Annotated in this window: 14 protein-coding genes; 10 read left to right on the top strand and 4 right to left on the bottom strand. The window is 55.3% G+C overall.

What is annotated here, in order from left to right; all coding sequences use genetic code 11:
* Positions 1 to 23: 23 nt before the first annotated feature.
* From ABNH10_RS00375 to nadA, 4 genes are all read left to right on the top strand, one after another.
* Entirely contained in the window at positions 24 to 1316 is a 1293-nt protein-coding gene (locus ABNH10_RS00375) for an NAD(P)/FAD-dependent oxidoreductase (RefSeq protein ID WP_046961724.1), read from the top strand.
* The gene (locus ABNH10_RS00380) at positions 1316 to 2134 is read left to right on the top strand and encodes a DUF1365 domain-containing protein (protein ID WP_288368177.1); all 819 of its coding nucleotides are present in this window, start codon (positions 1316 to 1318) and stop codon (positions 2132 to 2134) included. The genes ABNH10_RS00375 and ABNH10_RS00380 overlap by 1 nt, the downstream gene beginning before the upstream one ends.
* Positions 2135 to 2138: 4 nt before the next feature.
* Positions 2139 to 3407 carry an SAM-dependent methyltransferase gene (locus ABNH10_RS00385; protein WP_288368176.1) on the top strand — a complete coding sequence of 423 codons (1269 nt, stop codon included), beginning with the start codon at positions 2139 to 2141 and terminating at the stop codon, positions 3405 to 3407.
* A gap of 165 nt (positions 3408 to 3572) precedes the next feature.
* Positions 3573 to 4622, top strand: a complete 1050-nt coding sequence (nadA, locus tag ABNH10_RS00390; protein ID WP_208742019.1) for a quinolinate synthase NadA — start codon at positions 3573 to 3575, stop codon at positions 4620 to 4622.
* A 93-nt stretch (positions 4623 to 4715) separates the two neighbouring features.
* Here the strand turns inward: nadA and ABNH10_RS00395 are convergent, their stop codons facing one another.
* Entirely contained in the window at positions 4716 to 6149 is a 1434-nt protein-coding gene (locus ABNH10_RS00395) for a M48 family metalloprotease (protein ID WP_349384237.1), read from the bottom strand.
* 125 nt (positions 6150 to 6274) lie between these two features.
* On the opposite strand from ABNH10_RS00395, the gene ABNH10_RS00400 reads away from it, so the two are divergent.
* Both ABNH10_RS00400 and ABNH10_RS00405 read left to right on the top strand, forming a co-directional pair.
* Positions 6275 to 6538 (top strand): sulfurtransferase TusA family protein, encoded by a 264-nt coding sequence (locus ABNH10_RS00400; RefSeq protein ID WP_502877103.1) that lies wholly within the window; start codon positions 6275 to 6277, stop codon positions 6536 to 6538.
* A complete protein-coding gene (locus ABNH10_RS00405; RefSeq protein WP_349384239.1) occupies positions 6538 to 7632 on the top strand; it encodes an AI-2E family transporter in 1095 nt (364 codons plus the stop codon). Before ABNH10_RS00400 ends, ABNH10_RS00405 begins: the two co-directional genes overlap by 1 nt.
* Positions 7633 to 7677: 45 nt before the next feature.
* Here ABNH10_RS00405 and bcp read toward each other — a convergent pair whose 3' ends face one another.
* Together bcp and ABNH10_RS00415 are read right to left on the bottom strand one after the other, a co-directional pair.
* On the bottom strand, positions 7678 to 8154 hold the full coding sequence (bcp, locus tag ABNH10_RS00410; RefSeq protein ID WP_349384240.1) for a thioredoxin-dependent thiol peroxidase: 477 nt from the start codon (positions 8152 to 8154) through the stop codon (positions 7678 to 7680).
* A 53-nt stretch (positions 8155 to 8207) separates the two neighbouring features.
* The gene (locus ABNH10_RS00415) at positions 8208 to 8735 is read right to left on the bottom strand and encodes a glycine cleavage system transcriptional repressor (RefSeq protein ID WP_349384241.1); all 528 of its coding nucleotides are present in this window, start codon (positions 8733 to 8735) and stop codon (positions 8208 to 8210) included.
* A gap of 317 nt (positions 8736 to 9052) precedes the next feature.
* Here ABNH10_RS00415 and dapA point away from each other — a divergent pair, with 317 nt between their 5' ends.
* Genes dapA through purC form a run of 4 tightly spaced genes read left to right on the top strand, consistent with a single transcriptional unit; the run spans position 9053 to position 12067 of the window.
* A complete protein-coding gene (gene dapA, locus ABNH10_RS00420; RefSeq protein WP_349384242.1) occupies positions 9053 to 9937 on the top strand; it encodes a 4-hydroxy-tetrahydrodipicolinate synthase in 885 nt (294 codons plus the stop codon).
* Positions 9934 to 10551, top strand: coding sequence for an NlpB/DapX family lipoprotein (gene bamC, locus ABNH10_RS00425; RefSeq protein WP_349384243.1), 618 nt, complete (start codon positions 9934 to 9936; stop codon positions 10549 to 10551). Before dapA ends, bamC begins: the two co-directional genes overlap by 4 nt.
* The gene (locus tag ABNH10_RS00430) at positions 10551 to 11324 is read left to right on the top strand and encodes an MBL fold metallo-hydrolase (RefSeq protein ID WP_349384244.1); all 774 of its coding nucleotides are present in this window, start codon (positions 10551 to 10553) and stop codon (positions 11322 to 11324) included. Before bamC ends, ABNH10_RS00430 begins: the two co-directional genes overlap by 1 nt.
* 26 nt (positions 11325 to 11350) lie before the next feature.
* Positions 11351 to 12067 carry a phosphoribosylaminoimidazolesuccinocarboxamide synthase gene (gene purC, locus ABNH10_RS00435; protein ID WP_349384245.1) on the top strand — a complete coding sequence of 239 codons (717 nt, stop codon included), beginning with the start codon at positions 11351 to 11353 and terminating at the stop codon, positions 12065 to 12067.
* Between the two features lie 611 nt (positions 12068 to 12678).
* Here purC and ABNH10_RS00440 read toward each other — a convergent pair.
* Positions 12679 to 13224, bottom strand: a complete 546-nt coding sequence (locus tag ABNH10_RS00440; RefSeq protein WP_349384246.1) for a hypothetical protein — start codon at positions 13222 to 13224, stop codon at positions 12679 to 12681.
* Positions 13225 to 13377: the final 153 nt, after the last annotated feature.

Below are 13377 nucleotides of genomic sequence, written 5' to 3' on the forward strand. Positions count from 1 at the left end.
GGCAATAGTAGGAAGGGAAAGACATGAGTCAGCGTATTGCTATTGTTGGAGCCGGTATTAGTGGGCTTAGCACCGCTTGGTATCTGTCAAAAGCGGGTCATCAGGTCGAGGTATTTGAAGCCAATGATTATCTGGGTGGGCATACCTGTACGATTCCGGTATCTCGACCCCATGGTGATTACGCTATTGATGTAGGTTTTATTGTATTCAACGATCGAACCTACCCGAATTACCTTCGTTTGTTGGAGGAGCTTGGCTTGCAGGGCCAACCCACTCCTATGGGGTTTGCGGTCAGTGATGAGAAGAACGGGCTGGAATACTGCGGCGATGGGCTGGGGGGCATGTTTGCCCAGAAACGCAATCTGCTGAGCTTTTCACACTGGCGTTTCATTCGTGACATCTTGCGCTTCAATAAGCAGGCACCGGCTTTGCTTCATAGCGCCAAGGGAGACCTTCCTTTGGGGCAGTATCTGCGTGAGCAGGGTTACAGTGAACGCTTTGCCCGGGATTATATTCTCGCCATGGGCGGGGCTATCTGGTCTTGCTCGCTGGAGCAGATGGAAGTTTTTCCTGCCCGGTTTTTTATCCAGTTTTTTCAGAATCATGGTTTATTGTCGTTGAATGATCGGCCCCAGTGGTTCGTGGTGCCTGGTGGTTCCAATCAATACGTGAAGCCCCTGGTGGAGGGTTGCAACGCTACCTTTCATACCTGCACCCCGGTGCAGTCGATACGACGGGGCTCAGCGGGAGTGGGTGTAGAGGGCGGTGCCGGTGTCACCGTCACCGTAGGCGGGGCAGAGCAGCATTACGATCAGGTTGTGCTGGCCTGCCACAGCGACCAGGCGCTGGCGTTACTCAGTGATCCAGACGAACGGGAAGAAGCCAACCTGTCGCAATTGGGTTACCAGGATAATGAAGTGGTCCTGCATACGGATACAGCGTTGCTACCGCGTCGGGAACGGGTATGGTCCAGCTGGAATGCCATGTTGTATGCGCAGGATCAGGAACGGGTTCAAGTGACCTATAACATGAATATTCTGCAGGGTATTGCTGCCCCGGAAACCTTCTGTGTCACGCTGAATGCCAGTGACCGAATTGATACCAAAAAGGTACTCGCCCGTTACCATTTTGCGCATCCGTTATTCACACCGCAGACGGTGGCGGCCCGGGAACAATTACTGAAAGACAATGGCAAAAATGCCACCTGGTTTGCTGGTGCCTGGTGCCGCAATGGTTTCCATGAAGATGGTGTGGTGTCTGCGTTGAACGTGGTGGCAGGGATCACTGGCAAGGCGCAGGCAGGGAGCGTTGCGTGATGGAGGCTTCGGTCAATGACCCGTTGACACCCTATGCTATTGCGCGCGGGCGCGTCTGGCATCAACGGTTGCAACCGTTTACCCACAGCTTTGATTACCCGCTGTGGATGGTTTGGTGCGATCTGGAAAAGATTGACGACATGCTTGGCCGACACTGGGCCTGGGGCCGGGCGTGGCGACCGGTCACGTTTTGTGATCAGGATTACCTGGATACTCGTGCCGTGCCGTTAGCGGAAAAAGTGCGCGAAAAAGCGCTCAGCCTGGGGCTGAACTGGAGCCATGGCAGAACGATTATGCTGGCGCAGTGGCGTACCTTCGGAACCCTGTTTAATCCATTGGTTTTGTACCTGCATTTCCCGCAAGGACAAAGCCAGCCCGACAGCATGATCGCCGAGGTGCAAAATACCCCATGGCGAGAGCGCCATTTTTACCCTCTCACGTTTTCCCGAACTGAAAACGGGGCGCTGGTGCTGGACCACCCCAAGGCTTTTCATGTGTCCCCTTTCCTGCCCATGTTGCTGCAATACCATTGGCATCTTCACGTTGCCTTACCCGATCTGCGAATAGGGTTAGAAGACCGGGATAAACAGGTCTGTGTTTTCAAGGCTGGAATGAAGTTGCAATTAGTTGCGCCGGATTCCGCCGCCATGGGCAAGGGTATTTTCCGGTTCGGTGCCCAGGGGTTGGCCACGCTGAAAAATATTTATTGGCAGGCCTTCAAACTGTGGCGTAAAGGCGCGGTCTTTCACGGTCACCCCGCTGGCGAGAACGTCCAACGTGATGATGGTGATTCAGGCGATGATGGAAACAGGGAGTAAGATAATGCTGTCTGGCGATAGAGCCTCTAACAATAAAAGTATCCAGGCCGGCACATTGAGTTGGTCGCAATCGGTGGCTCGCACTCTGGTGTTGGATAAGCTGGGAAAATTGCCGCACGGCGGCCTGCGTATTGATGAGCCGGATGGCAACACCGTGTTACTCGGTGATTCACACAATAGCCAGGCAATCGGTCATATCGTACTCACCGATTGGTGCACCTACAGCATGATGATGAGCGGTGGGGCGATGGGGGCGGCAGAAGCGTTTATGGAACAAAGCTGGTCGAGCCCGGATCTGGTCAAGGTAATACGGTACTTCGCCGCCAATGTGGATGCCATGCAAGCGTTGGAGGGCGGCTTTGCCGCGCTATCCAAACCCGCGTTGAAAATGCTGCACCGCTATAACCGCAATTCGCTGCAAGGGTCGCGTAGAAATATTTCCGCGCATTACGATCTGGGTAATGATTTTTTCAGCCTCTTTCTTGATCGCACCATGATGTATTCCAGTGCGGTTTTTTCGCGCCCGGAGGCGTCCCTGGAGGAGGCCTCGGTGCACAAGCTGGATTTGATTTGCCAACGGCTGCAATTACAGCCCGGCATGACGGTGCTTGAAATTGGCACGGGCTGGGGCGGTTTAGCGCTGCATGCGGCGCAGCATTACGGCGTCACCGTCACCACCACAACGATCTCACGCGAGCAGGCTCGTTATGCCCGCGATCAGGTTGCCGATGCCGGGCTAAGTGATCGCATCACCATTCTGGAAAAGGATTATCGCGAACTCACCGGACAGTATGACAGGGTGGTGTCCGTGGAAATGATCGAAGCGGTGGGGGCGGAATTTTTGCCTGGCTATTTTGATGTGTTGGGCAAGCGTTTGAAGCCGGAAGGGTTGCTGCTGATTCAGGCAATCACGGTGCCGGACCAGCGTTACCACTATGCATTGAAGCAGGTGGACTTCATTAAGCGTTATATCTTTCCCGGCGGTTTCCTGCCCAGCGTGTCGGTGATGTGCGACAACCTCACGCGCCATACCCGCTTGGTGACCACGGAACTGCACGACATCGGTCATGATTACGCGCTCACCTTAAATCACTGGCGCCAGCGTTTTCATGATGCGCTGCCCCGCATTCGCGAGCTGGGTTTTGATGAGCGGTTCGTGCGTATGTGGGAATACTACCTGTGCTATTGCGAGGGCGCGTTCCTGGAGCGGGCCATCAGCACGGTGCATCTGGTTGCCGCCGGACCCGCTTACCGGCCTTCCTTCCAAGCTTGAAGGGAAGCTTGAAAACCGCCCTCGTCGGACGCATTTAATCCTTTGCAGGGCTAACAACAGGCCGCTATTCAGCGGTTTTTGGCTGTTGTGGTATTATGCCCGCCTTATTCTTTTATCAATTTTCCAAGTTGTTGATTTCAGGGGGAAACCCCGGGCGGTAAGGCAATGACGGCAGAGGCACAAGCACGGGTCCAGGCGCATTTGGCTGAAGTAGAGCCCGAGGACACGCTCAGCGAAGAGCAACGTGCATCCTATCGAGATCGAATCAAGACGCTGTTGCGTCAACGCGATGCGGTGTTGGTAGCGCATTACTACACAGACCCCGAAATTCAGTCGTTGGCGGAAGAAACCGGTGGCTGTGTGTCTGATTCTTTGGAAATGGCCCGCTTCGGCAAAGACCACCCTGCGTCCACGTTGATTGTGGCTGGGGTGAAGTTTATGGGCGAGACCGCCAAGATTCTCAGCCCGGAAAAACGCGTCTTCATGCCGACGCTCGAAGCGACCTGTTCATTGGATATCGGTTGCCCGGAAGAAGAGTTTTCCGCATTTTGCGACCAGCACCCGGACCGTACTGTGGTGGTTTATGCCAATACTTCCGCCGCGGTGAAAGCCCGTGCCGATTGGGTGGTCACCTCGTCCATCGCCGTGGAGTTGATTGAGCATCTGGATAGCAACGGTGAAAAAATTCTGTGGGCACCGGACAAGCACCTTGGCGGTTATGTCCGTGATAAAGCCGGCGCCGATGTATTGTGTTGGGACGGCGCCTGCATCGTTCACGAAGAGTTTAAAGCCAAAGGGTTGCATGACTTGCAAGCCGCCTACCCGGATGCCGCTATTCTGGTGCACCCGGAATCCCCGGCCTCGGTGGTGGAAATGGCGGATGTGGTCGGCTCGACCTCACAGCTGATCAAGGCCGCCTGCGAGATGGACAATGAGGTGTTCATCGTCGCCACTGACAAGGGCATTTTCTACAAGATGCAGCAGTTAGCGCCGGGCAAAACCTTCCTGGAAGCGCCGACGGCGGGCTCCGGTGCGACCTGTCGCAGTTGTGCTCACTGTCCGTGGATGGCCATGAATGGCCTGCAGAACATGCTCGCGGTGCTGGAAGATGCCAACGGCATGGGGCAGGAAATTTTCGTGGACCCGACGCTGGCAGAAAAAGCCATGGTGCCGTTGAACCGCATGTTGGATTTCGGCCAAACGTTGAAAGCGTGACCGGCCGCTATTTTTTTGGCTGACGCCTGATACAACCTGCGCAAACAACGCAGGTTGTATTCTTGCGAGTCAGGCAGTAGCCCGCCATCGCGCTCAGAACTCTTCTTCAGATAATCGTTTCATTTCTCGCAGGCGCCCGTTCAATTTACTGTACAAGGCAAAGTCATTCTCTGCGTCGCGCAGGGCATAGCGCATTTGTTGCTGGGCTTTAGAATCGTTGCCGCTCAGAAACTGGCTTTCGGCACGGGCATGCAGGGCGCGCACGGTGTCGCCACTGTTGCCGTAGGCATCAGCCAGCAGATCCCAAATGTGAGGATCATTGATGTGGTCTTGGAGGAGTGGTTTGAGCAACGGCAGAGCCTTTTCTGGTTGCTTGCTGCGCAGGTAGGCTTTGCTCTGCAGTATGGAGGCGGCGTAATTGTCCGGTGAAATGTTCAGTACCCACCCGGTTTCTTTAATCGCTAGCGGGTAGCTACCTTCATCCAGCGCCACTTCAGCCAGCCCTAGGCGGAACCAGAGTTGATCGGGGTATTGATCGGCCAGCCCCTGCATCAATTCGCGAGCCTGCTCATAGTGATTGGCACGCAGATAGCTGAGGGCCAGGCCGTATCGTGCGGCCTGTAATCCTAACGCACTGCGTTCATTACTGTAGCGTGTGAAATATTCAATGGCCTGCTCATCAGAGGTAATGAAGCCTGCCTTGAGGCGGGCCTGTGCCAGCAGAAAACCGGTGGAAACGGACAGCCGTGCCGGTGGAAGGGTGCGGGCGCGGGCACGGCTGTCAGCAATTCGGCTTTCGGTGACCGGGTGAGTGAGCAGGAACTCCGGCGGATCCCCGGAGAAACGTTGGCTATCGTGCATGCGCTCGAAAAAACGTGGCATGGCGCTTGGGTCCATGCCAGAGGCGGCCAGGGTCTGCATGCCTACCCGGTCGGCTTCGCGCTCATTTTGACGCGAATAGGCCAGTTGAGCCTGAATGGCCCCGGCCTGGGTGGCCGCGATACCGGCCATCCCGGCTTCACCGTCGCCGGCAATGGCAACGGCCAGGCTGGCGAGCATGGCGGCCAGCACCGCGGTGTTCATTTTTTTTGAATCCAAGTATCGGCGGGCAAAGTGCCGCTGGCTCACGTGGGCAATTTCGTGAGCGACCACTCCGGCGACTTCGTCTTCGCTGTCCGCATTTAGAAACAGCCCGGCGTTGAGCCCGATTACTCCACCGGGCACTGCAAAAGCGTTAATCTGGCGACTGTTTATCACCACGATATCCAGGTTGGGTTCTTTCAGGTCGCTGTAGGAGGCTAGCCGGTAGACTAGGCTCTCCACGTATTCCTGCAACATGGGGTCGGACATGATGGAAGTCTGCCCGCGCAGACTGCGTAGCCAAGCACGACCCAAGCGGTATTCCTGGCCGGCAGACATGAGCGCTGCGGTGGGGTCGCCAAGCACCGGAAGGTTGTTATCGGCACTGGATGGGTTGGCTAGCCAGCAGCAGCTGAACAGCAAAAATGTACGCAAAAACAACGTCAAGTCGTGGCTCCGTTCAGAGAGTCGTAACGGGTAGGGTAACCTTGAGTATCACTACACAAGGCGTTATTCAAAGGCTCTCTTATGACTATAATGCCGGCAGGGCGACAATGAATGAAGTGATAAGCATGACTGAGCACCAGATGTCTGAACACAAGGTCGATCTCCGTGTGGATGCGTCCACGTTACAGTGCCCGTTGCCGCTGTTGAAAACCCGACAGGCGTTGCGGCAGCTTCGTGCCGGGCAATTGCTGGAAGTGATTGCCACGGACACGGGGTCAGCCAATGATATTCCCGCCTATCTGAGACAGTCCTGCCATGCGCTAGTTCGCATGGGGGAATCGAAAGGCTGTTATCATTTCGTGATCCGTTGCGGCACCCAGGAGCCTTGATGCTACGCATACTGAAAAATTGGGCCGATAGTTATTTTTCTGACGAAGAGGCGGTGTATTTAGTTGTCCTGCTGTTGGCCGTTGGGCTGGTGATTGCTTTTTTTGGCGACATGCTGGCGCCGGTGTTTACGGCCATGGTGGTGGCCTATCTAATGCAGGGGCTGGTGGGGGCGCTGGAGCGCCGGGGCGTTAGGCGTATGTTCGCGGTCAATTTGGTATTTGTGCTGTTTGTTGGCCTGTTGACCGCCACCTTGGTGGTGCTGTTGCCTATGGTGTGGCGACAGCTGGTGTTGCTGGTTCAGGACCAGCTGCCCCATGTGCTCAAAAATGGGGAAATCTGGCTACGGGGCCTGCCGGCTCACTACCCAGAAGTGATTTCCATGGAGCAGGTGAACTCCATTGTCGCGGTAATTCAGCGGGAGGTGGCTGAGGCGGGCCAGGGGGTGCTGACGTTGTCGCTGGCATCGATTCCCAACCTGGTGGAAATAATGGTGTTTGTGGTGCTGGTCCCTCTGCTAGTGTTTTTCTTTTTGAAAGACAGGGAAACCCTGGTCAACTGGATGCTGGGCTTTTTGCCTCGTAAGCGGCGTATTCTTTCTCATGTATGGCACGAAATGGACGGTCAGATCGCCAACTATGTGAGAGGCAAGGCGATTGAAATTCTGCTGGTCGGCGGTTCAACGTTTATCGCTTTCATACTGCTGGATATGAATTATGCGGTGTTGCTGGCGGTGCTGGTGGGGTTGTCGGTGGTGGTGCCATACATCGGCGCCACGGTGGTCACCTTGCCGGTGGCGGCAGTGGCTTACGTGCAGTTCGGTTGGGGTGGCGACTTCGCGCTGGTGATGATCGTATATGGCATCATCCAGTTTATTGATGGCAATATTCTGGTGCCGCTGCTGTTTTCCGAGGCGGTGAATTTGCACCCCGTGGCGATTATTACCGCCATTCTGTTATTCGGTGGGCTATGGGGGTTGTGGGGTGTGTTCTTTGCCATCCCGCTGGCGACGCTGATTAAAGCTGTGATCAATGCCTGGCCTCGGCAGGCAGACTATTCTCCCGGGAAACTAGGAGCATCCCAGCCAGAGGCATGAGGCAAAGAAAAGGGGCGAAAGCCCCTTTTTACTGGTGAGGTGGCGTTAAATCCCCAGCGCGTCCAGTTCAGCCAGCAGGTCTTCGTGATGGGTTTTGGTTTTGAATTTGTCCATCACCTTCAGCAGTTTGCCATTCTTGCCGATGATAAAGGTGGTGCGAATTAGGCCCATGAACTCCTTGCCCATGAATTTCTTCATGCCCCAGCAGCCGTATTTCTCGGCGATGGCGTGATCTTCGTCGGATAACAGGGTGAAGTTCAGGGCATGCTTGTCGATAAACTTGGGCAAGCGTGCTACCGCATCCGGGCTGATGCCAAATACCACGACTCCACGTTTTTCAAGCTCTACCTGGGTGTCACGAATGCCGCAGGCCTGGGTGGTGCAGCCCGGGGTCAGGGCTTTGGGGTAAAAGAAAATCACCACCGGGTTTTGATTCCTGAACGTTTTCAATTCAACCTGATTTCCATCCTGGTCCGGTAGTGTGAAGTTGGGTGCCAGATTGCCAATTTTGGGGTGTGCCATATTGAAGTCCGTTCTCTTTGGTGGTCTTGATGAGTTTGCCGTGTTGCGCCCAGCTAGCGTTTTGGCGTCATGGTGGCATCCAGGTTACGGGCTTCACAGAAATCCAGAAAAGCGTCGCGTAATTGGGCCACGGAGTGTTCCGCGCTCATGCTCAAGGTCAGGTGCAGGCTAAACATGCGGGTGCCTGTGTGTGGGGCGGCGTAGGTGCCCGTGTGCAGGTCATCAATGTTGATGTTGCGCTGGGAAAAGAAGTGGGCGATTTCGTGGACAATGCCCGGATTGTCCATGGCCACTACCTCCACTTCGTAAGGCAGGGCGGCGGGCCGAGCCTCCGGGGCGCGGGTGCGTTTAAGGGTGATCAGCAGGTTCAGTTGATCGGCTAGCTGCTGCTGCCCGGCTTCCAGGCTGTCCAAAGTGGCAGCGTTGCCGGCAACCAGCATCAGTACAGCAAATTCGCCCCCCAGTACGGTCATCCGTGAATCCATGATACTGCCATCGTATTCCAGCACGGCCTTGGACAGGGCCTGCACAATGCCGGGCCGGTCCGTGCCCAAGGCAGAAATCACAATCAACTGATTCATTGTTGTTCTCCATTTCGCTAGTGCCGTCAATCAATATCCGGGCCCGCGTACCAGCGGCAGGTACGGAATTTGCCTTCTTATGAGGCGTATTTGACCCATCAGTTTACCCAGTTCATCTCAGACTGAACACTTGCCGCAAAGACGGGTCTGAAGCTGTACGTTGCATTCCGGGTGGTAAACCGCAGAGACGCTCCTTGTCCGCTTTGGGGGCGGGGTTTACCATAGCGCCCTTCACCCGACGATAGGGCTCGCTAGATGGGACGCATCGTTGAGCGCATTGAGTGGCGCAACGGGTTTGCGCACAATAGGAGACAGGCATGATTCGCGGCAGCATAGTGGCGCTGGTGACCCCCATGCGTGCAGATGGGTCCGTAGACTGGGAGCGTTTACGCTCGCTGGTGAACTGGCATGTAGAACAAGGCACCCATGCCATCGTAGCTGTGGGGACGACCGGTGAATCCGCTACCCTTGGGTTTGAAGAGCACGATAGCGTGATCCGTGAAGTGGTGGCGCTGGCTAAGGGCCGCCTTCCGGTGATTGCCGGTACTGGTGCCAACAACACAGAAGAAGCCATTCGGCTGACTCGAGATGCCAAACGAGACGGTGCAGACGCTTGCCTGTTGGTGACGCCTTATTACAACAAGCCGCCCCAGGAAGGTCTGTATCAACACTTCTTGGCGATAGCTCGTGCGGTAGATATTCCGCAAATACTGTATAACGTGCCCGCTCGAACTTCCTGCGACTTGCTGCCGGAAACCGTGGAGCGTTTGAGTAAAGTGCCAAACATTGTGGGTATCAAGGAAGCTACCGGAAACCTGGAGCGGGCGCGCGAAATCCGTGAGCGTTGTTCTGACGATTTCATGCTTTATTCCGGCGATGACGCCACCGCCATGGATTTTATCCTGGCCGGCGGGCACGGCGACATTTCGGTGACTGCCAACGTGGCTCCGGCGAAAATGGCCGCCATGTGTGAGGCGGCTCTGGCTGGCGATGCGGACACCGCACGTACATTGAATGCGGAACTCGAACCCTTGCATCGTGATCTTTTTATTGAAGCAAATCCGATCCCGGTGAAATGGGCATTGTTTGAAATGGGGCTGATTGACGCAGGTATCAGGCTGCCGCTGGTGCCGATGTCAGAAGCGGCCCAGCCGCGGTTGCGTGAAACCATGCGCCAATGCGGCTTGCTGGAGGTTAAATGAAGAAAGCGGCGTTGCTTGCACCGTTCATGCTCGCCCTTATGGCGGCTGGTTGTAGCTGGTTGCCCGACAGCAGTCTGGAGTACCGTAAAGCGGGCGTAACCGACCCGATCAAAGTGCCGGACGGGGGCGTGTTTATTGGTGAGCAGCCGCTGTATGCGGTGCCGCGTCAGGATGAGCGGCTGACGGCTCCTGGCGAAGATGAAGACCGTTTTGAGCCGCCGCGCCCGCCGCAACTGGTGGTGCTCGGTAATGCGCCGGAGGAGGCAAATGATGAGCCGGCTCCGCAAGGTGAGTCCGCCAAAGCGTTGCTGGGCCGGGACGGCAACGGTTATCCGATCATCATGATGTCCACTCGCTACGCCTGGGCATGGGAATACGTGGGTGATGCCCTGGCGCAGACGGACTTAAAGGTCAGTGATCGTGATCGCGAAGTAGGTATCTTTTACCTCAAAGTTCCCGATCGGTATGAGTTGGGCGCCCGCGAAGCACAGTTGAAATTAAGCCATACGACCAACGGTATTCAGGTGGCGGTGCTGAATGAGAAGGGTACCGCACTGGTGGAGAAAACCCCCGGGCAGGCCATTCTCGAGCGAATCTACGACGAGCTTGATTAATGCAGCTGGCGTCACTGGGCAGTGGCAGTAAAGGGAATGCCACGCTGGTGCAGGCCGACGATACCCTGGTGCTGATTGACTGCGGTTTTACGGTAAAGGAAACCGAACTGCGACTGGGCCGGCTGGGGCTGGCTACCGATCAGCTCAGTGCGATTTTGGTCACCCATGAACATGGAGATCATATTCGTAGCGCCGGGGCGTTGGCCCGTAAAGTGGGGTGCCCGGTATATAGCTCATTTGGCACCGCCAGCGCGGTGCATGACAAACGTGCCAGCCTGAAAGGGGCGAGCTGGCAGGAGGTTCGTCCCGGTCGGGCGTTTACTCTGGGGGCGATGGATATCCTGCCGGTGCTGGTGCCCCATGATGCAAGGGAGCCCTGCCAGTATCGTTTTTCCTGGCAGCAACGCACGGTGGGGGTACTTACTGATCTGGGGTCAATTACGCCCCACGTGGTAGATGCCTACAGGGAGTGTGATGCGCTGGTTCTGGAATGCAATCACGACTCGCAATTACTGGCCTCAGGTCCGTATCCAGCATCGTTGAAACGGCGTGTGGGTGGTATGTTAGGACACCTGAGCAATGATCAGGCGGCGGCGCTGTTACGCCAGGCCAATGTGGACCGCCTGCAACATTTGGTGCTGTCGCACCTGAGCGAACAGAACAACACGTCTCGGTACGCATTAGATGCAGTCGAAAGGGTAATTACCCAAGGACGTGAAAGAATTGGCGTTGCCAGCCAGACGGAAGGGTTTGGTTGGCTGCAAGTACATTAATACTGACCTGAGTAATAGGCCTTTCCATGGAAAAACGCGACGAGTTGTATGCCGGCAAAGCCAAGTCTGTGTACACCACCGATGACGCGGACAAGCTGATTATGCTGTTCCGTGACGACACCTCCGCCTTTGATGGCAAGAAAAAAGAGGCGTTGGCTCGCAAGGGTGCAGTGAATAATCAGTTCAACGCGGCCATTATGGAAAAGCTGAAAGCGGCGGGGATCCCCTGCCATTTCGAGAAAACCCTGTCGCCCACGGAATCCCTGGTGAAAAAGCTGGAGATGATTCCGGTGGAATGCGTGGTGCGCAATCTTGCTGCGGGTTCTATATGCCGCCGCCTGGGAGTGGAAGAGGGGCTGGAGTTGACGCCGCCAACGTTTGAGTTCTTCTTGAAAGATGATGACCTAGGGGACCCTATGGTCAATGATTACCATATTCATAGTTTTGGTTGGGCCACCGACGACCAGGTGGCGCAGATGAAAACCCTCACCTTTGCGGTGAATGATGTGCTCAAGCAGCTGTTTCTGGACGGCGGTATGCTGCTGGTGGATTACAAGCTGGAATTTGGCGTGTTTAAGGGTGAGGTGTTGTTGGGCGATGAATTTAGCCCGGATGGTTGCCGCCTATGGGACAAGGGGAGCCGCGAGAAGCTGGATAAAGATCGTTTCCGCCAAGGGTTGGGCGGAGTGGTTGAAGCCTATGAAGAAGTGGGTAAGCGTCTGGGGATGACGTTCGAATACTGATTCATCGAGTGAGCCCTTCAATTCAACCCGGCTTGTGTAGACAGGCTCCGTCATCTTTTTCTTACCAAGTGGGCGAGTGGGCGACCCCTCCCATGCGTTTAGAGGGGCGACAGGGCGCTTGCCTGTGCTGTCTTATTCCGGTGTCTGAATACTGCTGATGAAGCGCTGGAAAAGGTCGATGGCGCCATTGATGCGGCCGACCACATTCCGCTCTGGTTCATACTCAAAAGCCGTTCTTTCTAGAGCGGCTTTTGTTGTTTTGCGCATCCGGGGCCAGTGACACTCAATGATTGAGGGGTGTCACCTTTTCAACAGATCGTACCCCCTTTCCCCTTGCTTTCTTCCGTCATGCCTTGTTACCGGGCAATAGTTTTGCACAGCGAACACGCTTTTTTCACCCGATGCGGGAGTCTTGACAGCTAAGCTGTTGATTTGCAGTGTTTATTTTTAACTCACTGATTATAAAGGGTTTAATGGCATGGTCATTTTTCGTCACTCTAACCATATGCCAAGCGTAGTAGGCGGTGTGGACAGTTCCTGACAGTCTATTCACAGAGTTATCCACAGAATCTGTGGATAACTCTGTGCGCCAAGAAAAGGCGGGCAAAGGCTTATCGTTTCAACATGGGAAGCGGGCGCCAAGGCTGGCTTAGTATTTGCTGGCCGCTGAGCTTTAGCAATAGAAGGTGGAAGCCAGCGTTGGGAAAGCCGTGCTTGATCAGCCGGATTCTGGCCGCGGGAACGCCGAAGCGCAGTATCCCAAGGCTGACATCGATCCAGTCAGCGCGGCGGAATGCTTCGGTGAGCTCCCGAGGGTTGGTACTGAAACGGCTGAGTTTGTGATGGTTCATTATCATGTCGTGTACATCATGGTTCCAATCTTCCAGCTGCTCCTTCTGCAAATAGTGCTCGGCTAGCCGGGCTGACGGCTGCAGGTAATCGAAAGTGCCTGCTAGCCAGATCCCTGCATCGTGGAAAAAGGCTGCTACTTGTAACTTGTCGAGTTCCTCGTTATTCAACGGACGCTGAGCCATGACCAAATTCACCAGCCGGTAAACATGGTTACGGTAGGCGGTCTGCTGTTTGCCGAAACGCTCCGCGTAGTGGTCGAACAGTTGCTCCACTCTGGGTAACTGGGTGATCAGGTCCTTGTTCATGCAACTCCGCCTGCTATGGGGTGTGGTCACAATTCTTGTTGTTGGTGGATTATTGGTATGACATTGATGCATTTGATACTGGCGGGTGTCGATTGGCAAATCCAGCGCTTGGTAGTGCGTTTACTGTGTACTATAGTCAGACAAAGCTAATTG

The organism is Alcanivorax sp. (assembly GCF_040119285.1).
Taxonomy (GTDB): Bacteria; Pseudomonadota; Gammaproteobacteria; order Pseudomonadales; family Alcanivoracaceae; genus Alcanivorax.